Annotated in this window: 24 protein-coding genes; 13 read left to right on the top strand and 11 right to left on the bottom strand. The window is 60.8% G+C overall.

Annotated elements, in window-relative coordinates; all coding sequences use genetic code 11:
* Positions 1-40 precede the first annotated feature (40 nt).
* The gene (locus AB4P94_RS00875) at positions 41-1552 is read right to left on the bottom strand and encodes an MFS transporter (RefSeq protein ID WP_395609019.1); all 1512 of its coding nucleotides are present in this window, start codon (positions 1550-1552) and stop codon (positions 41-43) included.
* Positions 1553-1658: 106 nt separating this feature from the next.
* Here AB4P94_RS00875 and AB4P94_RS00870 point away from each other — a divergent pair, with 106 nt between their 5' ends.
* The gene (locus AB4P94_RS00870) at positions 1659-2531 is read left to right on the top strand and encodes a LysR family transcriptional regulator (protein WP_395609018.1); all 873 of its coding nucleotides are present in this window, start codon (positions 1659-1661) and stop codon (positions 2529-2531) included.
* A gap of 74 nt (positions 2532-2605) precedes the next feature.
* Here the strand turns inward: AB4P94_RS00870 and fecA are convergent, their stop codons facing one another.
* The 3 genes from fecA to AB4P94_RS00855 all read right to left on the bottom strand — a co-directional run bounded on the left by fecA (position 2606) and on the right by AB4P94_RS00855 (position 6460).
* Positions 2606-4942 (bottom strand): TonB-dependent Fe(3+) dicitrate receptor FecA, encoded by a 2337-nt coding sequence (gene fecA, locus AB4P94_RS00865; protein ID WP_395609017.1) that lies wholly within the window; start codon positions 4940-4942, stop codon positions 2606-2608.
* Positions 4943-5033: 91 nt separating this feature from the next.
* Entirely contained in the window at positions 5034-5975 is a 942-nt protein-coding gene (locus AB4P94_RS00860; RefSeq protein ID WP_395609016.1) for a FecR domain-containing protein, read from the bottom strand.
* Entirely contained in the window at positions 5972-6460 is a 489-nt protein-coding gene (locus AB4P94_RS00855; protein ID WP_395609015.1) for a sigma-70 family RNA polymerase sigma factor, read from the bottom strand. Before AB4P94_RS00855 ends, AB4P94_RS00860 begins: the two co-directional genes overlap by 4 nt.
* A 170-nt stretch (positions 6461-6630) precedes the next feature.
* Between AB4P94_RS00855 and AB4P94_RS00850 the strand changes: the two genes are divergently transcribed.
* From AB4P94_RS00850 to AB4P94_RS00830, 5 genes are read left to right on the top strand one after another with little or no spacing between them, the layout of a single operon-like run.
* Positions 6631-6933: a DUF3649 domain-containing protein gene (locus AB4P94_RS00850; RefSeq protein ID WP_395609014.1), complete on the top strand. Its 303-nt coding sequence runs from the start codon at positions 6631-6633 to the stop codon at positions 6931-6933.
* Positions 6930-8504: a PepSY-associated TM helix domain-containing protein gene (locus AB4P94_RS00845; protein WP_395609013.1), complete on the top strand. Its 1575-nt coding sequence runs from the start codon at positions 6930-6932 to the stop codon at positions 8502-8504. Before AB4P94_RS00850 ends, AB4P94_RS00845 begins: the two co-directional genes overlap by 4 nt.
* Positions 8505-8831 (top strand): DUF3325 domain-containing protein, encoded by a 327-nt coding sequence (locus AB4P94_RS00840; RefSeq protein ID WP_395609012.1) that lies wholly within the window; start codon positions 8505-8507, stop codon positions 8829-8831.
* 7 nt (positions 8832-8838) lie between these two features.
* Positions 8839-9417 (top strand): RNA polymerase sigma factor, encoded by a 579-nt coding sequence (locus tag AB4P94_RS00835; protein WP_395609011.1) that lies wholly within the window; start codon positions 8839-8841, stop codon positions 9415-9417.
* Positions 9414-10391 (top strand): FecR family protein, encoded by a 978-nt coding sequence (locus AB4P94_RS00830; protein ID WP_395609010.1) that lies wholly within the window; start codon positions 9414-9416, stop codon positions 10389-10391. The genes AB4P94_RS00835 and AB4P94_RS00830 overlap by 4 nt, the downstream gene beginning before the upstream one ends.
* Positions 10392-10434: 43 nt before the next feature.
* Here the strand turns inward: AB4P94_RS00830 and AB4P94_RS00825 are convergent, their stop codons facing one another.
* Together AB4P94_RS00825 and yejK are read right to left on the bottom strand one after the other, a co-directional pair.
* Positions 10435-10785, bottom strand: coding sequence for a glutaredoxin family protein (locus AB4P94_RS00825; RefSeq protein ID WP_395609009.1), 351 nt, complete (start codon positions 10783-10785; stop codon positions 10435-10437).
* Positions 10785-11789, bottom strand: coding sequence for a nucleoid-associated protein YejK (gene yejK, locus AB4P94_RS00820; RefSeq protein WP_003171997.1), 1005 nt, complete (start codon positions 11787-11789; stop codon positions 10785-10787). Before yejK ends, AB4P94_RS00825 begins: the two co-directional genes overlap by 1 nt.
* 396 nt (positions 11790-12185) lie before the next feature.
* Here yejK and AB4P94_RS00815 point away from each other — a divergent pair, with 396 nt between their 5' ends.
* Positions 12186-12467 (top strand): HU family DNA-binding protein, encoded by a 282-nt coding sequence (locus tag AB4P94_RS00815; protein ID WP_003212743.1) that lies wholly within the window; start codon positions 12186-12188, stop codon positions 12465-12467.
* Positions 12468-12671: 204 nt separating this feature from the next.
* On the opposite strand, the gene rlmF is transcribed toward AB4P94_RS00815, so the two are convergent.
* From rlmF to AB4P94_RS00790, 5 genes are all read right to left on the bottom strand, one after another.
* Complete coding sequence (gene rlmF, locus AB4P94_RS00810; protein ID WP_395609008.1) at positions 12672-13691, bottom strand: 23S rRNA (adenine(1618)-N(6))-methyltransferase RlmF; 1020 nt, start codon at positions 13689-13691, stop codon at positions 12672-12674.
* Positions 13692-13895: 204 nt separating this feature from the next.
* Complete coding sequence (locus AB4P94_RS00805; RefSeq protein ID WP_395609007.1) at positions 13896-16742, bottom strand: valine--tRNA ligase; 2847 nt, start codon at positions 16740-16742, stop codon at positions 13896-13898.
* 213 nt (positions 16743-16955) lie between these two features.
* Positions 16956-17327 carry a DNA polymerase III subunit chi gene (locus tag AB4P94_RS00800; RefSeq protein WP_395609006.1) on the bottom strand — a complete coding sequence of 124 codons (372 nt, stop codon included), beginning with the start codon at positions 17325-17327 and terminating at the stop codon, positions 16956-16958.
* A 7-nt stretch (positions 17328-17334) separates the two neighbouring features.
* Positions 17335-17763 carry a DNA polymerase III subunit chi gene (locus AB4P94_RS00795; protein ID WP_395609005.1) on the bottom strand — a complete coding sequence of 143 codons (429 nt, stop codon included), beginning with the start codon at positions 17761-17763 and terminating at the stop codon, positions 17335-17337.
* A gap of 51 nt (positions 17764-17814) precedes the next feature.
* Positions 17815-19305 carry a leucyl aminopeptidase gene (locus tag AB4P94_RS00790; protein ID WP_395609004.1) on the bottom strand — a complete coding sequence of 497 codons (1491 nt, stop codon included), beginning with the start codon at positions 19303-19305 and terminating at the stop codon, positions 17815-17817.
* 284 nt (positions 19306-19589) lie between these two features.
* Here AB4P94_RS00790 and lptF point away from each other — a divergent pair, with 284 nt between their 5' ends.
* The 6 genes from lptF (at position 19590) to era (ending at position 26328) form a co-directional block, all read left to right on the top strand.
* Positions 19590-20708, top strand: coding sequence for an LPS export ABC transporter permease LptF (gene lptF, locus AB4P94_RS00785; RefSeq protein ID WP_395609003.1), 1119 nt, complete (start codon positions 19590-19592; stop codon positions 20706-20708).
* Entirely contained in the window at positions 20701-21780 is a 1080-nt protein-coding gene (gene lptG / locus AB4P94_RS00780; RefSeq protein WP_395609002.1) for an LPS export ABC transporter permease LptG, read from the top strand. Before lptF ends, lptG begins: the two co-directional genes overlap by 8 nt.
* A 151-nt stretch (positions 21781-21931) precedes the next feature.
* Positions 21932-23731 carry a translation elongation factor 4 gene (gene lepA / locus AB4P94_RS00775; RefSeq protein ID WP_169378422.1) on the top strand — a complete coding sequence of 600 codons (1800 nt, stop codon included), beginning with the start codon at positions 21932-21934 and terminating at the stop codon, positions 23729-23731.
* Between the two features lie 5 nt (positions 23732-23736).
* The gene (gene lepB / locus AB4P94_RS00770; RefSeq protein WP_395609001.1) at positions 23737-24591 is read left to right on the top strand and encodes a signal peptidase I; all 855 of its coding nucleotides are present in this window, start codon (positions 23737-23739) and stop codon (positions 24589-24591) included.
* Positions 24592-24743: 152 nt separating this feature from the next.
* Entirely contained in the window at positions 24744-25433 is a 690-nt protein-coding gene (rnc, locus tag AB4P94_RS00765; protein WP_017136295.1) for a ribonuclease III, read from the top strand.
* Positions 25426-26328, top strand: coding sequence for a GTPase Era (era, locus tag AB4P94_RS00760; RefSeq protein ID WP_395609000.1), 903 nt, complete (start codon positions 25426-25428; stop codon positions 26326-26328). The genes rnc and era overlap by 8 nt, the downstream gene beginning before the upstream one ends.
* The last annotated feature ends 105 nt before the right edge of the window (positions 26329-26433 follow it).

The raw sequence follows: 26433 nt of genomic DNA, 5'->3' as shown, positions 1-26433 counted from the left end.
ACCCATAGGAACGGGCCTGCTTATGCAGGCCCGTTTTCGTTTATCGGCCGCGCCGGAAGAAATACCGGCTCAGTATCGACAATACGCCAGCCCCCAGGCCCGCAAACAGCATGGCCCAACCGGCGCCGTGGCGCAGTGCCGCCCGGGCATCGGAGAGGGTCATCCCCGGCACGTCCAGTTTGCCCGCCGCAATGTTCTGGCTGATCGCCGGCCAATCCAGTGCGGTGGTGCCCGGCAGCAGGCTTGCCAGGTGATGGCTGATCCCCAGTAACAACACCAGGCCCATCAGCGCGATATTCAGCGCCAGCGTAATCAGCCGCGCGCTGAGATCGATGCCCGAGGCCATGCCCGCGCGGTCGGCGGATACCGAGCCGGTGGTGGTGTTGGTGGTGGGCGAGTTGGTCAGTGCCAGCCCGATTCCCGCCAGCGCACAACTGATCAGTACCCAGACGATGCTCGGTTGCGTCACGGTATTGGCCACCGCCATGGCGATAAAACCCGCACCCATCAAACCCAGGCCCAGTGGGATGATGCGCTCGGCGCCATAACGCAGGGCCAGGCGCTCGGCCAACGGTGGCACCAGCAAGGTCGGCAGGGTATAGGCGAGCAGGGCACCGCCTGTGGTCAGGGTGTCGTAGCCAAGACCGGCCTGGAAATACAGCGGCAGGTAGATCATGAACGGCCAGAAACTGAAGTTCATGCCGATCGAACCCATCAACGCGCCATTGAAACGCTGGATGCGAAACACCGCGAAATCAAACATCGGCTGCGGGCTGCGCCGCTCGACGAAGATGAACAGCAGCAAACCGGCCAGCGCTAAACCAGCCCAGCCCAGCATTGCCGGTGTGGCGAAACCGTGCTCGCTGCCTTGGGTGATGAAGTACACCAGCGCGAACACCGACAGCGTCAGCGTGAGCATGCCGGCTATGTCGAGACGATGGCCTGCCGGGTCACGGGACTCCTGCACGCTGACGCGCAACAGCAACAGCGTGAGCAAGGTCAGTGGTACATGCACCCAAAACACCCAGCGCCAGTCCGCCACTGCCAGGATCAACGCCCCCACCATCGGCCCGAAGCCCAGGCCTGCACCCGCGATCACGCCCCATACTGCGAAGGCCCGCGCCCGGGCGGCGGGCTCGCGAAACTGGTGCGACAGAATCGCGAACTGACAGATCATCATCGCCCCGGCGCCCACGCCCTGCACGAAGCGCGCGGCGATCAGCGTGGAGGCATCCGTGGCCAGTCCGCACGCCAGCGAGGCGAGCCCGAACAGCCACAGGCACAACACCAGCATGCGTCGGCGGCCAAAGCGATCAGCCAATGTGCCCGCTGCCATCAGCACACTGGTGCAGGCCAGGGTGTAGGCGTTCATGATCCATTGGGCATCCTGGAAACCAGTGCCCAGTTGCTGTTCCAGCGTCGGCAGGATGACCGGCACGCTGGATATTTCCAGGCCAAACATCAGTGCAACGAGGCACACGGCGGTGAGGGCGAGGCCATCTCTGGCGGTACGCGCAGAGCGGGTGGCCGATAACGTGGCGGCGGGTGGCATGGGGATTCTCCTGTCGATGAGGTATCGATCTATTTTCAGGGGAGTTTGGTTCTTGATTCGTGATAAGTTTTCTTTTGATCGGGGAATCAAAGGCGACAATTCAAACATGGCCACTCCACGTTTTGACGGTGTTGAACTCTTTCTGCAAATCGTTGAAAGCGGCAACCTGACCGAGGCCGCAGAGCGCCTGAACCTCACACGCTCTGCGGTGGGCAAGGGCTTGGCGCGGTTGGAAGCCCGGCTGGGCACCTGCCTTTTGCAGCGTTCCACCCGGCGCCAGCGCCTGACTGAAGACGGGCAGGCCTATTACGAACATTGCCTGCGCGCATTGGCGGAACTTGAGGCCGCCGAGTCGGTGCTGGAGAGTGGCCGGCAATTGCCACGCGGGCGTTTGCGCGCCAGTTTGCCGCTGGCATTCGGTCATCATTATGCGGCGCCCGCGTTATGGGGTTTGATGGACCGCTACCCGGAGTTGGAGATCGATATTTCGTTCTCTGATCGATTAACCGACTTGGCGCAGGAAGGTTTCGACGTAGCTGTGCGTATCGGCCCGCTGCCGGATTCCGACCGCCTGAGTGCACGCCGGTTGGGCGAGCAATCCGTGGGCCTGGCAGCTTCACCGGCGTATTTGCAGCGTGTGGGAAGAATCGAAAGTATCGATGATCTCATCGGCCACCGAGGTATTGCCTACCGTTGCAATACCTCGTTTCGCCCCGGTGTGGTATCCCCGTTGGTACTGGACGACTTGCAGGCCGTTGCCGACGCCGCCATTGCCGGTGTCGGCCTGGCCTGGTTGCCGAGCTGGTTGATTGCGCATTACGTGCTGCGCGGCCAACTGGAAGCGGTACTGCCCAGTTACCGCGACAGGCCTGCACCGATCCACGTGATCTGGCCGACGGCAGCGCATATGCCGGCCAAGGTGCGTTGTGCCATCGACGCTCTGGTGGCCGGCACGCCGAGTTGCCTGGCGGGCAGTTAACCCCTCCAACTGACAAAGCCGATCACCTGTGGGAGCTCCCACAGGGTTTTGCAGCGTTTGTAAGGTCCCGGCAATCAGAACGCGATGGACGTCTGCACATACACCGTGCGCGGCTCGCCCACGTATTTGCCCTTGTTGTTATCGTCAAACGAGCGTGTGTAGTACTGCTTGTTGAGGATGTTTTTCACGCCGACCGCCACATTCAGATCCGACAATTGCGGGCCGAAATCGTAGGCCGCGCGGCTGCTGAACAGCATGTAGCCCGGGATGCGCCCGGTACTGCCGTCTGCGCTTTCGGCCCTGGTGTTGGCGTTGTCGGCGAACTGGCTGCTCTGGTAGCTGCTGTCGAGGTTGAGCTTCCAGCGACCTTCGGTGTAACCCACGCCCAGGGTGCCTTTGTGCTTGGACGAGAAGGGCACGCGGTTGCCTTTGTTCGGGCCGTCTTCGCGGATGGTTGCATCGACGTAGGCGTAGGTGGCGTACACATCAAAACCGGCCAGCGCCGGGCTCAAGCCGTCGAGGGCGTAGTTGATGCTCGACTCGATGCCCTGGTGGCGCGTTTCGCCACGGGCGATTACCGAGTCGTTGGTCTGGTTGCTGTCGTACTGGTTGTCGAAGTTGATCAGGAACGCGCCGATTTCCGCACGCAGGGTGCCGTTGTCATAGCGCGTGCCGAGTTCCCAGGTGCGCGCCTTTTCCGGTTTCACTTCGCCGCTGGTGACGCGGTTGGGCATTTGGCTGTACTGCACGCTGCCGAACGAACCTTCGGTGTTGGCGTAGAGGTTCCAGTCGTCGGTGAGGTGGTAGAGCACGTTCAATGCGGGCAGCGCGGTGTTGTAGTCGCCCTTGTACTTCAAGTTGGTCAGGTTGTTGGTCTGCTGGGATTCGATCATCTCGTAGCGCACGCCCGGGGTGATGGTCCACTTGCCGATATCGATGCGGTCATCGACGAAGAACGCGTTGGCTTCGGTGGCGCCACGGGTGTCGCGGTCGTTGCGGCTGTTGGTGTCTGGCAACTGTTGGTTGGCGCTGATCGGCGTGCGGTAGCGCAATTCATGGCCAGCTTCGTTGATGTAGCGGTAGCCCACGCCCACTTCATGGCTGGTCGGGCCGAGGTCGAAGCCCTGGGCGAAACGGGTTTCCAGGCCACGTACCCAGTATTCGCGCGGCGACAGCGAGAGGAAACTGCCCTGGTCGAGGTAGCCATTACGCAAGGTGGTGGTGAAGAAGGTGTTGGCGGTGAATTCGCGGCGGTCTTGCTGGTAGCGGTAACCGGCGTTGAACATCGTACGGCGGCCCCAGAATTTGTCGTAGGGGCGGGTGGATTGATACGGGTCGGCCTTGTAGTCCTTCACGTTCAAACCGCCAGGCATATCGGCCTGGCCTTCGTAGTACTGCGCCATGGCGTTGAAGCTGTTGGCGTCATCGAGCTGGTATTTGCCCTTGAGGATCAAGTCGTCGATGCGTGTGTTGCTGTTTTCACGCCAGTCGCCGCCACGGGTGCCGGAATACAGGATCGCGCCGCCCAGGCCGTTGTCGGCCGTGCCCCCCGCCAGCAGGTTGCCGGTGGTCTTGAAGCCGTCGTGGCTGGAGGACGGGCTGGTTTCAGTTTGCAAACCGCCTTTGACGGTCGGCGCATCCGGGATCGCGCGGGTCACGAAGTTGACGATGCCGCCGACGTTCTGCGGGCCATACCGCACGGCGCCGCCGCCGCGAACCACGTCCACGGCGTCCATGTTGCCCATGCTGATGGGCGCGAATGACAGTTGTGGTTGGCCGTAAGGCGCGAAAGGCACCGGGATGCCATCCATCAACACGGTAGAGCGCGAGGCCAGGCGGGGGTTCAAGCCGCGAATGCCGAAGTTCAGCGCCATGTCGTGGCTGCCGGTGCCGTTATTTTCCGGGGCATTCACGCCGGGAATGCGGTTGAGCACGTCGCGGGCCTGAGTGGCGCCCTGGCGTTCGAATTCTTCGCGGCGGATCACGTCACGCGCGCCGGGATGCTCGAACACGTTGGTTTGCGCCGCGTCGCCGAGCCAGTCGCCGACCACGTTGGAGGTTTGCAGTTCGAGGGTGGCCGGGGCCCCGGCTGGTTGCAGGCTATAGGCGTTGTCGCCCTCGGCGCGGGCTTGCAGGCCGGTGCCTTCCAGCAGTTTTTGCAAGCCTTCAGCGGCGCTGTAGTTGCCTGACAACCCACGGCTTTGCATGCCCGCCGTTACTTCTGAACCGAAAGAAATCAGCACACCGGCTTCACGGCCAAACTGGTTCAGGGCTGTTTCCAGCGAAGTCGGCGCGATGTGGTACGGCTTGGCATCGGCTGCCATGACGGACGGCAGCACGGTCAGGCTGAGGCTGGCGCCGAGCAGGAGTTGGCGCAGGGTGCGGGCGAGAAGCGTCGGTTGCTGGGGCATGAAGGGCGGTCCTGAGAAGGAAAGGTCAAGGTGGCTTTCCTTCTCTGTCACGCGAGGGGTGGAAAACGGCTCACTGTTTTGGAAAATATTTTCAGGCGCGTGCCTGAACGGTCACCCAATAGCGTGTGAAACGTCGCACCTTGACCGGCAAACTCACTTCCAGCAGGTCGAGAATGCGTTCGCTGTCGTCCAGCGGGTAACTGCCGGACAGCAGCAGGTTGGCCACCTGCGGGTCGCAATTGAGCTGGCCATGGCGGTAGCGGCCCAGCTCAGCGAGGAAGTCGTCCAGGCGCATGTGCGCGGCCACCAGCATGCCGTCGGCCCAGGCGCCGCTGTTGGCGTCGGTCGGGCGTGGGGTGTCCCAGCCTTTGCGGGTGAAGTTGACCTGGCGCGAAGCCTCAACGGTCAGCGGCAGGCCGCTGTAGCGGTTGGGCATTACGTCCACATGGCCGTCGAACACTGCCAGTTGGGTATGGTCGTTGAACTGACGCACGTTCAAGCGGGCCGACTGGCTGCTGAGCAAGCCCTGGCCCGTCAGCACCTTCAATGGTTCACTGCCTGCGCGGGCGGTCAGCAGGATTTCGCCTTCCAGCAGGCGGATCAAACGCTGCCCGCCATCAAAATGCACATCGACAGCGCTGCCGGTGTTCAGCTGCAGCAGGCTGCCGTCGGCCAGTTGGACTTTGCGGCGCTGGCCGACGGGGCTGCGGTAGTCGGCCGTCAACGGCGGCAGAATATGTTGTTGGCGCAGGCCCCAGGTTGCAGCGGAGCCGGCGCCGAGGATCAGCAACAGTTTCAAGGCCTGGCGCCGGCTGCTGGATTTCGGCGCGTTCAGCGCCGCATGCGCGAGTGGCGAGGGCATGCCGCGCAGCCGTTGGTTGACGCGCTGGATATGGTCCCATGCGCGTTGATGTTCACTGTGGGCAGCCAGCCATTGCTGCCAAGCCGCCTGTTGGCGCGGGTTGAGTGCGCCTTGCTGCATTTCCATCAGCCAGTGCACGGCCTGTTCGGCCACTTGTGTGGAGAAATTCATAAAGCGAAGTAGCAGCGCATGGCGGCTTTGTTCAGGTGGCGTTTGACGGTGGCGATGGAGATGCCCAGTTCCGCGCCGATCTGCGCGTAAGTCAGGCCGTCGAGCTGGGCCAGCAGGAACGCGCGTTTGACCTGAACGGGGAGGCCGTCGAGCAGTTGATCCAGTTCCACCAGGGTCTGCAGGATGATCGCGCGTTCTTCTTCCGACGGCGCCACATGTTCGGGCATCTGCGCCAATGCATCGAGGTAGGCGCGCTCCAGGTCCTGGCGGCGATAAAAGTTGAACAGCACACGCTTGGCCACGGTGGTGAGGAACGCGCGTGGTTCGATCAGCGTCGGCGCTTCGCGTGCGGTGAGCACGCGGACGAAGGTGTCCTGCGCCAGGTCAGCAGCACTTTCCGGGCAGCCGAGCTTGCGTCGCAACCAGCCGGTGAGCCAGTGGTGATGGTCCTGATACAAGACTTCGACGGTGTGTGACGGCTGCAACGCGAACACTCCATAAGCATCGGCATGCTTTAGAGAACAAGAATTGTTCGCATTGTAGGGTGCCCGATACTGTTCGGCAATCCGCCAGGGCAGGTGATTCATCCGTTCTCTTTTGCTTATGAGAATATTTATCATTAATATTGCGCGCTGATGAACCTGGCGCCTCCTGCATGAAACGCACAACCTCACTTCCGGCCGCTTACCGCCTCGCCGTCACGTCCCGCGTGCTGGCGGCTGTGGTCGGTGGTTATCTGATGGCGTCCCTGGCCGCCGTCTGCCTGGCGCTGTGGATGCCCACCTCGCGCGCTGATGCGGTGATCACCGGGATGATGAGTTCGTTTGTGTTCTACCTGCTCGCCGTCATTTGGTGCTTTGCCTGCCGTACGGCGTGGCGTGCCTGGTTTGGCGTGATGGTGCCGAGCGCATTGTTCGCGACCCTGGCGGGTGTGGGGTTCTGGGTGGTGCGCACATGAAAGAGGGCTTTCGCCAGGCGATGGCCTGGCTGCACACCTGGGCCGGTTTGATTTTCGGATGGCTGCTGTTTGCGATTTTCCTGACGGGTACCCTGTCGTATTTCAAGGACGAAATTACCCACTGGATGCAACCCGAAGTGCAGGCCCATCCGCTGGACGACGCGCGCAGCCTTGCCGCCGCCCAAGCCTATCTGCAACAACAGGCGCCACACGCCGCACGCTGGTTTATCACCTTGCCGGACAGCCGCGACCCCGGCCTGTCGGTGATGTGGCAAGACAAGATCGACCCCGGCAAACGCGGCAATTTCATTCAGAAGGTGCTTGATCCTGTCACCGCTCAACCGGTGCAGGCCCGTGAAAGTATGGGCGGCGATTTCTTCTACCGCTTCCACTTCCAGCTGCAAATGCCCTACCCGTGGGGCCGCTGGTTATCGACGATTGCCGCGATGGTGATGTTCGTCGCGCTGATTACCGGCATCATCACCCACAAGAAAATCTTCAAGGACTTCTTCACCTTCCGCCCCCGCAAAGGCCAGCGTTCTTGGCTCGACGGGCACAACGCGGTCGGCGTGCTGGTGCTGCCGTTTCACCTGATGATCACCTACAGCAGCCTGGTGATCTTCATGAATATGGTGATGCCTGCGCCGATCACTGCGGCTTATGGCAGCGACAGTCGAGCGTTTTTCAATGAAGTGTTCCCCAATACAAACAATGCACCGGCGCTGGGTCAGCCGGGTGCGTTGCTGCCGTTATTGCCGTTGTACGAGCAAGCGCGTGGGCAATGGGGCGGTGGTCACGTGGGCCGCTTGGTGGTCAACAATCCAGGTGATGTGAACGCTTCGGTCAATGTCGTGCGCGCCGGCTCCGACCGCGTAGTACATGATTTTGGCAGTGCTGTTTCCTTCAATGGCCACACGGGCGAGCTGCTGCGAGTCAGTGCGGATCAATCATTGCCAGCCGCAATCGGCGGCAGTTTCTACGGCCTGCACATGGGCCATTTCGCCGGGCCGGTGCTGCGTTGGCTGTACTTCATCTGCGGCCTCGCGGGCACGGCGATGATTGGCACCGGGCTGGTCATCTGGCTTGGCAAGCGCCAGCTCAAGCATGCGAAAACCGGGGTAATGCCGTTTGAGCTGCGTTTGGTGGAAGTGCTCAACATCGCCAGCATGTCCGGGCTGATGATCGCCATTGCCGCCTTCTTCTGGGCCAACCGCCTGTTGCCGGCAAGCTTCGCCGAGCGTTCCGACTGGGAGGTGCAGGTCTTCTTTATTGCCTGGGCCCTGAGCTTGGTGCATGCGCTCTTGCGTCGCGGGCGCCAAGGTTGGGTCGAGCAATTGAGTGTCGGCGCCTTGCTGTTTATTGCGATCCCGTTGCTCAACGCGCTGACCACCTCGCAACACCTGGGCGTGTCACTCGCCAAGGGCGATTGGGCCATGGCCGGCTTTGACCTGACGTGTTTCGCCAGCGGCCTGTTCCTGACGTGGGCAGCCTGGAAGATGCACCACCGCGCTGCGCCGCAAACCAAGGCCACTCGCGCGCAGGGCTTGGCCCTCAAGCAGGAGGCCCTCTGAATGCTCCTTGCGCTGCTGCTGTGCTATGCCGGGTTTACCGCGTTGTGCCTGTCCACAGACCGCCATCACGGCGAGTTGCTTCACAGCAAGCCTTCGCCGCGTCGGCGCCTGGGTTTGCGCGTGGCGGGTTGGTTGCTGCTCACGCTGGCGATCTGGCCGGCCGTCGCCGCCACGGGCTGGGGCCAGGGGCTGGTGGAGTGGTGCGCCGTGTTGATGCTCAGCGCGTTACTACTGGTGTTGCTGTTGCCATATCGGCCAAGGTTGGCCTTGATCCTGGCAGGCGCCGGCCTGCTGGCCAGCCCTGTTGCGGCCTTCGCCCTATCCTGAGCTTCTTATGATGATCAGCACCCCACCGGAATCCCAGGACAGCCCGCACACCGATGCGGCCGGTGGGCGCGCGCATTTCCTGCAAGTGTTTTTGTCCCAGCGTTCGCAGATGGAAGCGCTGGTCAGCCGCCGCGTGGGTTGCCGGGCCACGGCGGCGGACCTGGTGCAGGACCTGTTCCTGCGTTTCTGGCGCCGGCCCTTGGTGCAGGTTGAAGAACTCAGCACCTACCTGCTGCGTTGCGCCGGCAACATCGCCATCGACCACCTGCGCAGCGAAGGCGCGCGGGTGCGCAGCAGCGAGGGCTGGTTGCCGGAACAGCCAGACAACCAAAGCTCGGAACCACAGGCCGCCCTCGAAGCGGGCAATGATTTGCGCCATGTCGAAGCCGCCCTGCGCAGTTTGCCGGAGCGCACCCGGCAGATCTTTCTGCTTAACCGCATTCACGGGCGCAAATACGCGCAAATCGCCAAGGCCATGGGGCTGTCCCAAAGTGCCGTGGAAAAACATATGATGCGTGCCCTCGAAGCCTGCAAAGCCAGCCTTCGCGAACCATCACCCCCACGCACGCCAGGGAAAGCCTCGTGAACGTCACCCCAACGCCCGCCCAGGAACAGGCCGCGCTCGACTGGCTGAGCCTGCTGCACGATCAGCCAAGCAGTGGCGACCAGGCCACGTTCAGCCGTTGGCTGCGGGCCGACCCGGCGCATGTCGAGGCCTATGCCCAGGCCCAGGTGCTGTGGGAACTGAGTGAAGTACCGGCACGCAAACTGGCAGGCGAAGATGCGCTGGCCTTGCAGGGCTATCTCAACGCGATGAACACGCCCAAACGCACACCCGCCGTGCGCTGGAGCGGCGCCCTGGCCCTGGCCGCATGCCTGGTGCTGATGGTGTCGATGGGCGCCGGCTGGCAGCCGTCGCGCTGGGTGGATGATTTGGGCGCCGATTACGTCACGGCGCCGGGGGAGATAAAAACGGTCACCCTGGCTGACCAATCCCAAGTCACGCTGGACGCCGACAGCGCGATTGCCGTGGATTTCAGCCGGGGTGAACGGCACATCCGCCTGCGACGCGGCGCCGGTTTTTTCAGTGTGACTCACACCGGCCAGCCTTTTGTGGTGGAGGCGGGCAGTGGTGAGGCCCGGGTGCTGGGGACGCAGTTCGAAGTGCGCCTGCAACCGGCTGGCGCCCAAGTGACGGTGCTTTCTGGCCGCGTCGGCGTGACGCCGTCCCGCAGCGGCCCCCAGCAAATTCTGACGGCAGGCCAGCAAGTGGCCTACGCCGAGGGCGTAGCCGATGCGATGCATCCGGTCGACAGCGAATCACGCCTGGCTTGGCGTGACGGCTGGCTCAATTATTACAAGGCGCCGCTGGCGGAGGTGGTCAAGGATCTGGGGCGTTACTACCCGGGCCGAATCTTCGTGCTGAACGACGAGATGGGCGCCAAGCGTGTCAGTGGCAGCTTTCCGAGCAAAGACCCGCAGGCGGTGTTGAATGCCTTGCAGGCTGTGCTCGGTTTTGAACAACACAGTGTGCTTGGCCGGATGATTGTGTTGCGTTGAGATAGGCGCTCCCACATTTGATCTTCAGTGTTTTATAGATGGGTTACTTCAGTGCGGCCATGATCGCCTCGGGATTGAAGTCCCGGATCAGCGTGCCGTTCACATCCACAAACGGAATCCCACCGCCCCCCAGCGCCTCATACGCCTTGCGCGCCTGGGCATCCTTCTCGATATCGAACGCCTGGTACGGAATACCTTTCTGGTCCAGAAAGCGCCGGATCTGCTTGCAGTAGCCACACCACTCGGTGGAGTAAAGCGTCACGCGCGCCGAAGCGCGCACTTGCTCTGAAACCACTTGAGAAGGGTTGAACAGCCGCTCGATCTTGCCCCAGTTCTGGATAACCACCACCACCAGCAACACCAGCAGGACTTTCTTGAAAACCCCGCCGAGCATCAGTTACGGCGCTTGAGCTGGTCGGTCAGTTGGGTCGGCAGGCCCTTGATGATCAAGGTGCCGGCGGCTTCGTCATATTCAATTTTGTCGCCCAGCAGGTGCGCCTCAAAGCTGATCGACAGGCCCTCGGCGCGGCCGGTGAAACGGCGGAATTGGTTGAGGGTGCGTTTATCGGCCGGGATTTCCGGCGACAGGCCGTAGTCCTTGTTGCGGATATGGTCGTAGAAGGCTTTTGGCCGATCTTCATCGATCAAACCCGACAGTTCTTCCAGGCCCATGGGTTCGCCGAGCTTGGCCTGGCTGCTGGCGTAGTCCACCAGCGTCTTGGTTTTTTCGCGGGCCGATTCATCCGGCAAGTCTTCGCTTTCCACGAAGTCACTGAACGCCTTGAGCAGGGTGCGGGTTTCGCCCGGGCCGTCGACGCCTTCCTGGCAGCCGATAAAATCGCGGAAGTATTCCGAGACCTTCTTGCCGTTCTTGCCTTTGATAAACGAAATATACTGCTTGGACTGCTTGTTGTTCTGCCACTCGGAGACGTTGATGCGTGCTGCCAGGTGCAGCTGGCCCAGGTCAAGGTGGCGCGACGGGGTCACGTCCAGCTCGTCGGTCACCGCCACGCCTTCACTGTGGTGCAACAGGGCGATGGCCAGGTAGTCGGTCATGCCTTGCTGGTAGTGCGCAAACAGCACATGGCCACCGGTGGAAAGGTTGGACTCTTCCATCAGTTTTTGCAGATGCTCGACCGCCGTACGGCTGAAGGTGGTGAAATCCTGGCCACCGTCGAAATACTCCTTCAACCAGCCACTGAACGGGTGCGCGCCGGACTCGGCATGGAAGAAACCCCAGGCCTTGCCTTGTTTGGCGTTGTAGCTCTCGTTGAGGTCGGCAAGCATGTTCTCGATGGCGGCGGATTCGGACAGTTCCGAGTCGCGGGCGTGGAGAACTGCGGGTGTGCCGTCGGGTTTTTTGTCGATCAGGTGGACGATGCAATGACGGATCGGCATAGGCTTCTCGGCTGGTTGAAGGGGAGCCGGTGGCCTCCCCGAAAAGTCGCCCAGTGTACCGCACCCGTTGGCCAAGACACGCCTGGAAGGCTGTTTTGGGCGACCTCTGACGGGCGATATTCCTTTTTTTCACGGTTTAGAGCGATAAAGCTGACCAAATGGCTAGGTAGAAGCGGATATTTCCCCGTCTCTGTGCTAGTTTTGCCCCGTCTTACGCCAAGTCTCGGCGTTAAGCGTGCATTCAGCATCTGTCAGGTCGAACCAATCCCCGTTTCAAGCATCTATAACCCCGATCTCCGTGGTTATAGCCGGGGGTGCCAGGCCATGACGGTCGGGCTCGACGGCTGACACTGCACTCTGCAATCCATATGAATTTGATAGGGAAGGAACACCACAATGGCTATTACTAAAGACCAACTGATCGCTGACCTGGCTGAAGCAGTAGACGCACCGAAGACCACCGTGCGCGCTCTGCTGGACCAACTGAGCCAGATCGTTGCTGATCAGCTGGAAAACGGCGGCGAAATCACTCTGCCAGGCGTTGGCAAACTGAAAGTGACCGAGCGTCCTGCCCGTACTGGCCGTAACCCTTCGACTGGCGCTGCCATCGAAATCGCTGCCAAGAAAGTTATCAAGCTGGTTGTGGCCAAAGGCCTGACCGACGCTGTTAACAAGTAAGACGCAGCAAAAAAAACCGCGCTCCGGAGCGATCCGGGCGCGGTTTTTTGTTGCCTGCGATTTTTAGTCGCTAGCTTACTGTGGCGAGGGAGCTTGCTCCCGCTGGGCTGCGAAGCGGCCCCAAAATCTTGGGAGCGCTGCGCACTGGAGCGCCAGCCCGGTCCAGCGGGAGCAAGCTCCCTCGCCACAAAAGCGCGCTTCAGGTTAGTCGCGCACCCAGCGCTGGCGCCAGATCTGCTGTTCGTTTTTGGTCTGGAACGTCCACGCCACAAAACGGCTTTGCTTCTGGCCCTGGGACATCTCCACCACCTGGCTTTCCAGCACGCCGGCTTTTTTCAGGGCGGTCTCGATCGCGGGCAGGTTCGATGCTTTTGACACCAGGGTGCTGAACCACAATACCTTGTGGGCAAAATGCGCACTTTCAGCGATCAGTTGCGTCACAAACCGTGCTTCGCCGCCTTCGCACCACAGTTCGGCCGATTGGCCGCCGAAGTTCAACACCGGCAACTTGCGCTTCGGGTCTGCCTTGCCCAAGGCACGCCACTTGCGTTCGCTGCCTTTGGTGGCCTCGTCCATGGACGCGTGGAACGGCGGGTTGCACATGGTCAGGTCAAAGCGCTCGCCCGGCTCCAGCAAGCCCAGCAGGATCTGCTTGGGGTTGGTTTGCTGGCGCAACTGGATGACCTTGCTCAGGTCGTTGGACTGCACGATGGCTTTGGCGGCGGCCACGGCGATCGGGTCGACTTCCGAGCCGAGGAAATTCCAGCGGTACTCCATATAGCCAATCAGCGGGTAGACGCAGTTGGCGCCCATGCCGATGTCCAGCACCTTGACGATCGAACCACGCGGGATCTTGCCGTCGTTGTTACTGGCCAACAGGTCGGCGAGAAAATGCACGTAGTCCGCACGCCCCGGCACCGGTGGGCACAGGTAGTCGGCCGGGATATCCCAGTGCTGAATACCGTAGAAGGACTTGAGCAGCGCCCGGTTGAACACTCGCACCGCATCCGGGCTGGCGAAGTCGATGCTCTCTTTGCCATAAGGGTTGATGATCACGAATTTCGCCAGTTCCGGCGTGGTCTTGATCAGCGCCGGGAAGTCGTAACGGCCCGTGTGGCGGTTGCGCGGATGCAGGGTGGCCTCCTTGCGCGGGGCGACGGGCTTGGCCGTGGCGGCGGTTTTAGGCTTCTTGCGCGGAGGTTTTGGCGTGCTGGGGGCGGTCATGTTGATTCTGGTGTTGGCTCAAAGTGGTGGGCATTGTCACACATCTTGGGCCTTACTCGGTCAACTGTGGGAGCTGGCTTGCCTGCGATGGCATCACCTCGGTCTGCTTGAAGGACCGAGTTGCCTGCATCGCAGGCAAGCCAGCTCCCACAAAAAGGCATAAAAAAAGAGACCCGAAGGTCTCTTTTTCACACAGGTTCCGGCTTACAGGCTGGAAATCCGCGCATGTTGCTCCGCCAGCTTGCCCAGGGCCTGTTCGGCCTCGGCCAGTTTGGCGCGTTCTTTCTCGATGACTTCAGCCGGCGCCTTGTCGACGAACGCCGCGTTGGACAGCTTGCCGCCCACGCGTGCCACTTCGCCTTGCAGGCGGGAGATTTCCTTGTCGAGGCGGGCCAGTTCAGCGCCTTTGTCGATCAGGCCGGCCATCGGCACCAGCACTTCCATCTCGCCAACCAGCGCGGTCGCGGACAACGGTGCTTCGGCGCCGGCAGCCAGTACAGTGATGGACTCCAGCTTCGCCAGCTTCTTGAGCAGCGCATCGTTTTCGGCGAGGCGGCGCTGGTCTTCGGCGCTGGCGTTCTTGACGAACACTGCCAGTGGCTTGCCCGGGCCGATGTTCATCTCGGCACGAATGTTACGCGTGCCCATCATCAGGGTCTTGAGCCATTCGATATCGCTTTCGGCGGCCTCATCAATGCGCGCTTCGTTGGCCACCGGCCAAGGTTGCAGCATGATGGTCTTGCCTTCGATACCGGCCAGCGGCGCGATGCGCTGCCAGATTTCTTCGGTGATGAATGGCATGAACGGGTGTGCCAGGCGCAAGGCCACTTCCAACACGCGCACCAACGTGCGGCGGGTGCCGCGCTGGCGTTCGATCGGCGAGTTTTCGTCCCACAGCACCGGCTTGGACAGTTCCAGGTACCAGTCGCAATACTGGTTCCAGATGAACTCGTACAAGGCTTGCGCGGCCAGGTCGAAGCGGAACTGATCGAGTTGGCGGGTCACTTCGGCTTCGGTGCGCTGCAACTGCGAGATGATCCAGCGATCCGCCAGGGACAGCTCATAGGCTTCGCCGTTCTGGCCGCAGTCTTCGCCTTTGTCCAGCACGTAGCGCGCCGCGTTCCAGATCTTGTTGCAGAAGTTGCGATAGCCTTCGACGCGGCCCATGTCGAACTTGATGTCGCGACCGGTGGACGCCAGCGAGCAGAACGTGAAGCGCAGGGCGTCAGTGCCGTAGCTGGCAATGCCACCTTCGAACTCGTCGCGGGTCTGCTTCTCGATCTTCTTCGCCATTTTCGGCTGCATCATGCCCGAGGTGCGTTTCTGCACCAGGGTTTCCAGGTCGATGCCGTCGATGATGTCCAGCGGGTCAAGGACGTTGCCCTTGGACTTGGACATCTTCTGCCCCTGGCCATCACGCACCAGGCCGTGTACGTACACGGTCTTGAACGGCACCTGCGGGGTGCCGTCGTCGTTTTTCACCAGGTGCATGGTCAACATGATCATCCGGGCAACCCAGAAGAAAATGATGTCGAAGCCGGTGACAAGGACGTCGGTCGGGTGGAATTTTTCGAGGAACTCGGTTTTTTCCGGCCAGCCCAGGGTGGAGAACGTCCACAGCCCGGCGCTGAACCAGGTGTCGAGTACATCGTTGTCCTGATTCAACACCAGGTCGGCGGGCAAGTTGTGCTTGGCGCGAACCTCGGCTTCGTCACGGCCTACATAGACCTTGCCCGACTCGTCGTACCAGGCCGGAATGCGGTGGCCCCACCAGAGTTGACGGCTGATGCACCAGTCCTGAATGTCACGCATCCACGAGAAGTACATGTTTTCGTACTGTTTAGGCACGAACGCAATGCGGCCGTCTTCTACTGCAGCAATCGCAGGCTCGGCCAGCGGCTTGGTGGAGACGTACCACTGGTCGGTCAGCCACGGCTCGATCACGGTACCGGAGCGGTCGCCCTTCGGTACTTTCAAGGCGTGGTCATCAACGCTCACCAGCAGGTCGGCGGCGTCAAAGGCAGCAACGATTTGCTTGCGCGCTTCGAAACGGTCGAGGCCGGCGAATTCAGCCGGAATCTTGCCGTCGACGCTGTCGTTCAGCGATCCGTCCAGGTTGAACACCTGGCAGGCCGGCAACACAACGGCGTTTTTGTCGAAGATATTCAACAGCGGCAGGTTGTGGCGCTTGCCGACTTCGTAGTCGTTGAAGTCGTGGGCCGGGGTGATTTTCACGCAGCCGGTGCCGAATTCAGGGTCGCAGTAGTCGTCCGCGATAATCGGGATGCGACGGCCTACCAGCGGCAGTTCGACGAACTTGCCGATCAGCGCCTTGTAGCGCTCGTCCTGCGGGTTCACGGCGACGGCGGAGTCACCCAGCATGGTTTCCGGACGGGTGGTGGCGACGATCAGGTAGTCGTTGCCTTCGGCGGTCTTCGCGCCATCAGCCAGCGGGTATTTCAGGTTCCACAGGAAACCTTTCTCGTCGTGGTTTTCCACTTCAAGGTCGGAAATCGCCGTGTGCAGCTTGGTGTCCCAGTTGACCAGGCGCTTGCCGCGGTAGATCAGGCCGTCTTCATGCAGGCGCACGAAGGCTTCTTTCACGGCTTCCGACAGGCCGTCGTCCATGGTGAAGCGCTCGCGGCTCCAGTCAACGGACGAGCCGAGGCGACGGATCTGACGGCTGATATTGCCGCCGGACTGGTCTTTCCATTCCCAGATCTTCTCCAGGAATTTTTCGCGGCCCAGGTCGTGACGGTTCTGGCCAGTGGCTTCCAATTGGCGTTCCACCAGCATCTGGGTGGCGATACCGGCGTGGTCAGTACCCGGTTGCCACAGAGTGTTGCGGCCCTGCATGCGGCGGAAACGGATCAACGCATCCATGATCGCATTGTTGAAGCCATGGCCCATGTGCAGGCTGCCAGTGACGTTCGGTGGCGGAATCATGATGGTGTAGGAATCGCCCGCGCCTTGCGGGGCGAAATAATTCTCGGATTCCCAGGTCTGGTACCAGGAAGTTTCGATAGCGTGCGGCTGGTAGGTCTTATCCATGCGCGGCGGGACCCTAGTTGGCATTTATTCAGGAAAGCCGGCAAGTATAACGGGGCAGGGCGAGGAGGGCGAGTTGAAGACGGCCTGGAACTTTACATAGATCAAAATGTGGGAGCGGGCTTGCTCGCGAATGCGGTGGGTCAGTCAATCCATTTGCGACTGGCATACCGCATTCGCGAGCAAGCCCGCTCCCACAGGGGATCTGTGTTTAATTCAGGACTGGTATTGGCTGAGCAAGCGCTCCATCCGCGCATCCATTCGCCGTTTGATTTCGGCCTCGATATGCGGGGCAAAGTCGTCGATCACGTCTTGCATGATCAGTTGCGCGGCGGCGCGCAGTTCGTTGTCCAGGTGCAGCAGCAGGGCGTCAGGCCCTTTTTGGGCGGGGGCAGGCTCGGCGGCCACAGGCTCCGGCGCCGCAGGTTTGCCGCCCACCATGTCGAACAGCAGCGGAATCTGTACCTCGCCCTCGACTGATTCGGTCAACAGCGGCGGTTGCAAATCATCATCACCGAGCAACTGGCGGATCGACTCAAGGTCATCCAGCAGGTGGTCGTCTTTTTTTATAGGGTTGGGAGTGTCCATCGCGTACTCAGAGTCGTTGTAGCCGGTGATCTTGCAGAGGATAGCCCTGTTCACGGTAGAAACGGAAACTCTCCCGCGCGGCCTGACGAATAGCCGGGTCTTCCACCACTACCTCTGCCACGCGGGCAAAAGCCTTGGCAAAGGCCGGTACTTTCAGGTCCAGGTTGACCAAGAGGTCAGCGTGGTCGCCGCAACTGTCACCCAACCCCAGCACTACCAGGCCTTCGGGTTCGGATTCAGCCGGGCCGTGGGGCACAAAACTTTCGCCCTTGAAACGCCACAGGCGGGCATCCAGCTCGTCACGTTGGGCGGCATCGCTGCAGTGCAGGTAGATGCGGTGGCCCATGCGCCAGGCTTTTTCGGTGAGCTTGCAGGCAAAGTCCAGGCGCGCGAGCGGGTCGGCGCTGGGCAATATATAAAAGTCGACTTGGGTCATTGCGGTTCCTGAGACCAGGGCGGCCATGAAGCCGCCCCGGCGTCATCAGTTTCAGGCTTTGGCGCGGTCCAGCAGGTATTGGGTCAGCAGGGGAACCGGACGGCCAGTGGCGCCCTTGTCCTTGCCGCCGCTGGTCCAGGCCGTGCCGGCGATGTCCAGGTGCGCCCAGTTGAAGTTCTTGGCAAAACGCGACAGGAAGCAGGCAGCGGTGATGGTGCCGGCTTTCGGGCCGCCGATGTTGGCGATGTCGGCGAACGGGCTGTCCAGCTGTTCCTGGTACTCATCGAACAGCGGCAGTTGCCAGGCGCGGTCATCGGCGGCTTTGCCGGCGCTGAGCAGTTGCTCGATCAACTCGTCGCTGTTGCCCAGCAGGCCGGACGTGTGGGAACCCAGGGCGACGATGCAGGCACCGGTCAAGGTGGCGATGTCGATCACGGCTTGCGGCTTGAAGCGCTCGGCGTAGGTCAGTGCATCACACAGCACCAGGCGGCCTTCGGCGTCGGTGTTGAGGATTTCAACGGTCTGGCCGCTCAGGGTGGTGACGATATCGCCCGGACGGGTCGCACCGCCGCTCGGCATGTTCTCGGCGCAGGCCAGGATGCACACCAGGTTGATCGGCAGCTTCAGCTCCAGCACGGCACGCAGGGTACCGAACACACTGGCGGCGCCGCCCATGTCGTACTTCATCTCGTCCATGCCCAGGCCCGGCTTGAGGCTGATGCCGCCGGTGTCGAAGGTGATGCCTTTACCGACCAGGGCGTAAGGCTTCTCGGACTTCTTGCCACCGTTGTATTGCATCACGATCAGGCGTGGCGGCTGGTCGCTGCCCTGGCCCACGGCATAGAACGAGCCCATGCCCAGTTCCTTGATCTTCTTCTCGTCCAGCACTTCGACTTTCAGGCCCTTGAACTCTTTGCCCAGTGCCTTGGCTTGCTCGCCGAGGAACGTCGGGTGGCAGATATTCGGCGGCAGGTTACCCAGGTCGCGGGTGAACGACATGCCGTTGGCGATTGCCGTCGCGTGAGTCACGGCGCGCTCGACTTCGGCCTGCGCCGCCTTGATGGTCAGCAGGGTGATCTTCTTCAGGGCGCGGGGTTCGGCCTTGGTGCTCTTGAACTGGTCGAAGAGGTAGCCGCCGTCCACCAGGCTTTCAGCCAGCAGGCGGGTCTTGCCGTAGCTGTCACGGCCTTTTACGACGACTTCATCCAGCGCCAATGCCGCATCGCTGCCGCCCAGGCCCTTGAGGGTGTTGAGAATGCCGCTGACGATCTTGCGGAATGGACGGTCGCCCAGCTCCGCATCCTTGCCCACGCCCACCAGCAAAACGCGGTCGGCTTTGAGGTTCGGCAGGCTTTGCAGCAGCAGGCTCTGGCCGACTTTGCCGGACAGGTCGCCGCGTTTGAGGATCGCGCTGATGGCGCCACCGCTCAGTTCATCCAGTTGCTTGGCGGCGACGCCCAGCTTGCGGCCTTCGCCGACAGCGACCACGAGGGTGGCGGTTTTCAACGTTTCGGGGCTAACGCTTTTTACAACCAATTCCATTTTCGGGTCCCTTATTTAAGGTCTGTGAGCCTGGCGTCTGTACGCAGGCTTTGATGCTCGGGAGCTTTGTAAACCGCCCGCGACAAAGGCCGCAGTTTGAACCTCGCAAGCAAAGCCTGACAACCCTTGCCTCACGCTTTGTGCACGTGCATGAGCAAGCTCCGTGACAGGCGCGGTCAATCACAGGATAATGCGCCATCTTTTTAGCCGGCCCGTGTAAACGGGCCGACTCGGTATGCTTGCTTGTTTGGCCGCCTTAGCCTGACAACCCTGGAGTGTCTGGTTTGATTGTCTTCCGTTATCTGTCCCGCGAAGTCCTGTTGACCCTGAGTGCCGTGAGTGCGGTGCTGTTGGTCATCACCATGAGTGGTCGTTTCGTCAAATTCCTTGCCCAGGCGGCCTCGGGCGCCCTGGATCCGGGCTCGTTGTTCCTGATCATGGGCTTTCGCCTGCCGGGTTTTTTGCAACTGATCCTGCCGCTCGGCCTGTTTCTCGGCATTCTGCTGGCCTATGGCCGGTTGTACCTTGAAAGTGAGATGACCGTGCTGTCGGCCACAGGCATGAGCCAGCAGCGTCTGCTGGCCATGACCATGGTGCCGGCCACCGGCGTTGCCCTGGTGGTGGCCTGGTTGAGCATGAGCCTTGCCCCTCAGGGCGCCATGCAGTTCCAGTTGCTGTTGAACAAACAGGACGCGATGACGGAATTCGACACCCTGGAGCCGGGGCGCTTCCAGGCGCTGAACGACGGCACCCGGGTGACCTACACCGAAACCATGACCGATGATCGCTCCAACCTGGGCGGTGTGTTCATTTCCCAGAAAAACCTGGGGCAAAACCAGAAGGACCGTGGCATTTCGATCCTGGTGGCCAACAGCGGTCGCCAGGAAGTGCGCCCTGACGGCAGCCGTTACCTGGTCCTGGAAAATGGCTACCGTTACGACGGCAGCCCGGGTCTGGCGAACTATCGGGCGATCAAATACGACACCTATGGCGTCATGCTGGCCAAGCCCGAGATCAGCGAGGAAGTCACTGACCGTGATGCTTTGCCGACGGCCTCGCTGTTCGGCAGCCAGGAACTGCGCTCCATTGCCGAGCTGCAATGGCGTATTTCGCTGCCGCTGCTGGTGTTTATCGTGACCTTGATGGCCGTGCCGCTGTCCCGGGTAAACCCGCGCCAAGGCCGTTTCCTCAAGCTGTTGCCGGCGATCCTGCTGTACATGGCCTACCTGACGATCCTGATTTCCGCCCGTGGCTCCCTCGAGAAAGGCAAGCTGTCACCCGTTATCGGGCTGTGGTGGGTGCATGGCATCTTCCTGCTGATAGGCCTGGGGCTGCTCTACTGGGAACCCATACGTTTGAAAATGAAGAGCCGTCGTGGCCTGAAGGAGTTGGCTCGTGGCTAAGCTCGATCGCTACATTGGTAGCAGCGTACTGATCGCCATTCTGGCGGTTTTGGGCATCATCCTCGGCCTGGCGTCGTTGTTCGCCTTCATCGATGAAGTGGGCAACGTCACCGAAACCTATACCGTTGCTGACGTGCTGAGTTTTGTGGCGCTGACCGCGCCGCGCCGCCTTTACGACATGATGCCGATGGCTGCGCTGATCGGTTGCCTGATCGGCCTGGGCAGCCTGGCCAGCAGCAGCGAACTGACCATCATGCGTGCCGCGGGGGTTTCCATCGGCCGTATCGTCTGGGCAGTCATGAAGCCCATGCTGTTGCTTATGGCGTGCAGCGTGCTGATCGGCGAATACGTCGCGCCACCGTCCGAAGCCACTGCCCAGGCCAACCGCGCCCTGGCCCAGGGTTCGGGCGACGCGCAAAGCGCCAAGCATGGCCTTTGGCACCGTCAGGGTGACGAGTTTATCCACATCAACGCCGTGCAACCGGGCGGCCTGTTGATTGGTGTGACCCGTTACACGTTCGACAAAGAACGCCACATGTTGACCTCCAGCTTCGCCAAGCGCGCGCAATACAGTGCCGAGAAGTGGGAGCTGAGTGATGTCACCACGACCTATTTCCGCAATGTGGGGCAGGGCACCAAGGCTTACACCGAAGTCATCAACGTGCCGACCGAGGCGTGGGATATCGCCCTCAAGCCGGAACTGCTCAATACCGTCGTGATGATCCCGGAAAGCCTGCCGATCTCCGGGTTGTGGAGCTATATCCACTACCTCAAGGACCAGGGCCTGAACAACGGCCGCTATTGGCTGGCATTCTGGGTCAAGGTGTTGCAGCCGGTGGTCACCGCGGCGCTGGTGTTGATGGCGATTTCATTCATCTTCGGTCCGTTGCGTTCCGTGACCCTCGGCCAGCGGGTGTTTACCGGCGTTCTGGTGGGCTTTACCTTTCGCATCGCACAGGATCTGCTCGGGCCGTCGAGCCTGGTGTTCGGTTTCTCGCCGCTGTTTGCGGTGCTGGTGCCGACCACGATCTGTGCGTTGGCAGGGTTCTGGCTGTTGCGCAGAGCCGGCTGATGTCACGCTTATGAACAAAAAATGCCCCGTTCACGAGATCGGGGCATTTTTGTTCTGGTCAGCAAAGATGACGTCCGGCCTGAGCATCAGGTACAATTCCCGGCTATTTTTCAGCGGGCAATCTGCCTGCAGCCTTTTTGAGTGTTGATCCGTGAGTGATTTGAGTCATATCCGCAATTTCTCCATCATCGCCCACATTGACCATGGTAAGTCGACGCTGGCCGATCGATTCATCCAGATGTGCGGCGGCCTTGCCGAGCGTGAAATGGAAGCCCAGGTCCTGGACTCCATGGACCTCGAACGCGAGCGCGGGATCACCATCAAGGCCCACAGCGTTACCCTGTACTACACCGCCAAAGACGGTATCAAGTACCAGTTGAACTTCATTGACACCCCCGGCCACGTTGACTTCACCTACGAAGTCAGCCGTTCGCTGGCAGCCTGCGAAGGGGCCTTGCTGGTGGTCGATGCCGGCCAGGGCGTTGAAGCCCAGTCCGTCGCCAACTGCTACACCGCGATCGAGCAGGGCCTTGAGGTCATGCCGGTACTGAACAAGATCGACCTGCCCCAGGCCGATCCTGACCGCGTGAAAGAAGAAATCGAAAAAATCATCGGCATTGACGCCACCGACGCCGTCGAGTGCAGCGCCAAGACCGGCCTGGGCGTTGACGAGGTGCTCGAGCGCCTGGTCAAGACCATTCCTGCGCCCACCGGCAACTACGAAGATCCGCTGCAAGCGTTGATCATCGACTCCTGGTTCGACAACTACCTGGGCGTTGTGTCCCTGGTACGCGTGCGCCACGGCCGTGTGAAGAAGGGCGACAAGATCCTCGTCAAATCCACCGGCAAGATTCACCTGGTGGACAGCGTGGGTGTATTCAACCCGAAGCACACGGCAACCGTTGACCTGAAAGCCGGTGAAGTAGGCTTCATCATTGCCGGTATCAAGGACATTCACGGCGCGCCGGTTGGTGACACCCTGACCTTGAGCTCCACCCCTGACGTTGACGTGCTGCCGGGCTTCAAACGTATCCAGCCGCAGGTTTACGCCGGCCTGTTCCCGGTCAGCTCCGATGACTTCGAAGATTTCCGCGAAGCCCTGCAAAAGCTGACCCTCAACGACTCGTCGTTGCAGTACACCCCGGAAAGCTCCGACGCCCTGGGCTTCGGCTTCCGTTGCGGCTTCCTCGGCATGCTGCACATGGAGATCATCCAGGAGCGTCTCGAGCGCGAATACGACCTGGACCTGATCACCACTGCGCCAACGGTTATTTTTGAGCTGGCGCTGAAAACCGGTGAAACGATTTACGTCGACAACCCGTCCAAGCTTCCGGATCTGTCCTCCATCGAAGACATGCGCGAGCCTATCGTGCGGGCCAATATCCTGGTTCCGCAGGAGCACTTGGGCAACGTGATTACCCTGTGTATCGAAAAACGTGGAGTGCAGCACGACATGTTGTTCCTCGGTACCCAGGTGCAAGTGACCTACGACTTGCCGATGAACGAAGTGGTCCTGGACTTCTTTGACCGTCTCAAATCCACCAGTCGCGGCTATGCTTCGCTGGATTACCATTTCGATCGTTACCAATCGGCTAATCTGGTGAAACTGGATGTGCTGATCAACGGCGACAAGGTAGATGCACTGGCATTGATCGTGCACAAGGACAACGCGCACTACAAAGGTCGGCAGTTGACCGAAAAGATGAAAGAACTGATTCCGCGCCAGATGTTCGACGTCGCGATCCAGGCCGCCATTGGCGGGCAGATCATTGCACGGACCTCCGTCAAGGCACTCAGAAAGAACGTACTGGCCAAATGCTACGGCGGTGACGTAAGCCGTAAGCGCAAGCTGCTTGAGAAGCAAAAGGCCGGTAAAAAACGCATGAAGCAAGTGGGCAACGTGGAAATTCCACAAGAAGCCTTCCTTGCGGTGCTCAGGTTGGATAGTTAGGTCCTATGTCACTAAATTTCCCGCTGTTGCTGGTCATCGCTGTCGCCGTTTGCGGCCTCTTGGCGTTGCTCGATCTGGTGTTCTTCGCCCCGCGTCGGCGGGCGGCTATCGCCTCCTATCAGGGCAGCGTCAGCCAGCCCGATGCGGTGGTCGTCGAGAAGCTGAACAAAGAGCCCTTGCTGGTTGAATACGGCAAGTCGTTCTTCCCGGTGTTGTTCATCGTGCTGGTGCTGCGTTCGTTCCTGGTAGAGCCGTTTCAGATCCCTTCGGGGTCGATGAAACCTACCCTGGACGTGGGTGACTTCATCCTGGTGAACAAGTTTTCCTACGGGATCCGCTTGCCGGTGATCGACAAGAAAGTCATTCCGGTGGGTGACCCGCAACGCGGCGACGTGATGGTGTTCCGTTACCCGAGCGACCCGAACGTCAACTACATCAAGCGTGTAGTGGGCCTGCCGGGCGACGTGATTCGCTACACCAGCGACAAGCGTCTGTTCGTCAACGGTGAGTCGGTAGCTGAAAAGCTGATCGGCACCGAGCCGAACACCTTGGGCAGCGCCGAGCTTTACCAGGAAAAACTCGGCACGGTCGAGCACGAAATCCGCAAGGAAATGAGCCGCTACCGTGCAATGCCTGATGGCGAATGGAAAGTGCCTGCCGGGCACTATTTCATGATGGGCGACAACCGGGACAACTCCAACGACAGCCGTTACTGGGATGACCCCAACATTCCCAAGGACCTGCTGGGCATGGTTCCCGACGAGAACATCGTCGGCAAGGCCTTCGCGGTCTGGATGAGCTGGCCGGAACCTAAACTGAGCCACCTGCCGAACTTCTCGCGGGTCGGGCTGATCAAGTAATACAGGCGGCGCTGTGAACACAGCGCCGAATGCTTTTCTGGGGTTGGGACAGTCATTGTCCCGGCCCCTTGCTGCACCAATCAGGATTTGAATTTGAACACTGCGTCAATCGTCGATGGCCGCCGGTGCCACCAAACAGATATGGGTAAACCGTGAGCGTTTCTCTAAGCCGTCTCGAGCGCCAGCTCGGCTACACCTTCAAGGACCAGGAATTGATGGTCCTTGCCCTCACACACCGCAGCTTTGCAGGGCGTAACAACGAACGCCTGGAATTCCTCGGTGATGCCATCCTTAACTTCGCTGCCGGTGAGGCGCTGTTCGAGCGTTTCCCTCAGGCGCGCGAAGGCCAGCTGTCGCGCTTGCGTGCACGCCTGGTGAAGGGCGAGACCCTGGCCGTGCTCGCCCGTGGTTTCGGCCTGGGCGAATACCTGCGGCTGGGTTCCGGTGAATTGAAAAGCGGCGGCTTTCGTCGCGAGTCGATTCTGGCCGATGCCCTGGAAGCCTTGATCGGTGCAATCTACCTCGACGCGGGCATGGAGACGGCCAAGGAGCGCGTGGTCGCCTGGCTGGCGTCGGAGATCGAAAGCCTGACACTGGTCGACACCAACAAAGATCCCAAGACCCGCCTGCAGGAATACCTGCAGTCCCGTGGTTGCGAACTGCCACGCTACGAAGTGGTGGATATCCAGGGTGAGCCCCATTGCCGCGTGTTCTTCGTGGAATGTGAAATCACCTTATTGAATGAAAAAAGCCGAGGTCAGGGTGTGAGCCGTCGTATTGCCGAACAGGTAGCGGCCGCTGCAGCACTGATTGCCCTGGGCGTGGAGAATGGCCATGACTGATACAACCGCAACACGCTGTGGCTATGTTGCCATCGTCGGCCGCCCGAACGTGGGCAAGTCCACGTTGCTCAACCACATCCTCGGCCAGAAGCTCGCGATCACTTCGCGCAAGCCGCAGACCACCCGCCACAACATGCTGGGCATCAAGACCGAAGGCGCCGTGCAAGCGGTCTACGTCGACACCCCGGGCATGCACAAAGGCGGCGAGAAAGCCCTTAACCGTTACATGAACAAAACTGCTTCGGCAGCGTTGAAAGACGTCGACGTGGTGATCTTCGTGGTCGACCGCACCAAATGGACCGACGAAGACCAGATGGTTCTGGAGCGTGTGCAGTACGTCACCGGCCCGTTGATCGTCGCGCTGAACAAGACCGACCGCATCGAAGACAAAGCCGAGCTGATGCCGCACCTGAGCTGGCTGCAGGAGCAACTGCCGAACGCCCAGATCATTCCGATCTCGGCCCAGCACGGCCACAACCTCGACGCCCTGGAGCGCGTGATCGCCGAGCACCTGCCGGAGAACGAGCACTTCTTCCCGGAAGACCAGATCACCGACCGCAGCAGCCGCTTCCTTGCCGCCGAACTGGTGCGCGAGAAAATCATGCGCCAGATGGGTGCCGAGCTGCCGTACCAGATCACCGTTGAAATCGAAGAGTTCAAGCAGCAGGGCAAAACCCTGCACATCCATGCGCTGATCCTCGTCGAACGTGACGGCCAGAAGAAAATCATCATTGGCGACAAGGGCGAGCGCATCAAGCGCATCGGCACCGAAGCGCGCAAGGACATGGAATTGTTGTTCGATTCCAAGATCATGCTCAACCTGTGGGTGAAGGTTAAGGGTGGCTGGTCCGACGACGAGCGTGCACTGCGCTCCCTGGGCTACGGCGACCTGTAAAACACCGCTGGACTAAAATGTGGGCGGGCTTGCTGTGGCGAGCAGGCTTGCCCTGCGTTGGGCTGCGAAGCAGCCCCAAAAACCTGCAACTGAGGTCTGTCCGTA

It is taken from the genome of Pseudomonas sp. B22129 (assembly GCF_044218875.1).
Taxonomy (GTDB): domain Bacteria; phylum Pseudomonadota; class Gammaproteobacteria; order Pseudomonadales; family Pseudomonadaceae; genus Aquipseudomonas.
This window is presented reverse-complemented; position numbering and strand designations above follow the sequence as displayed.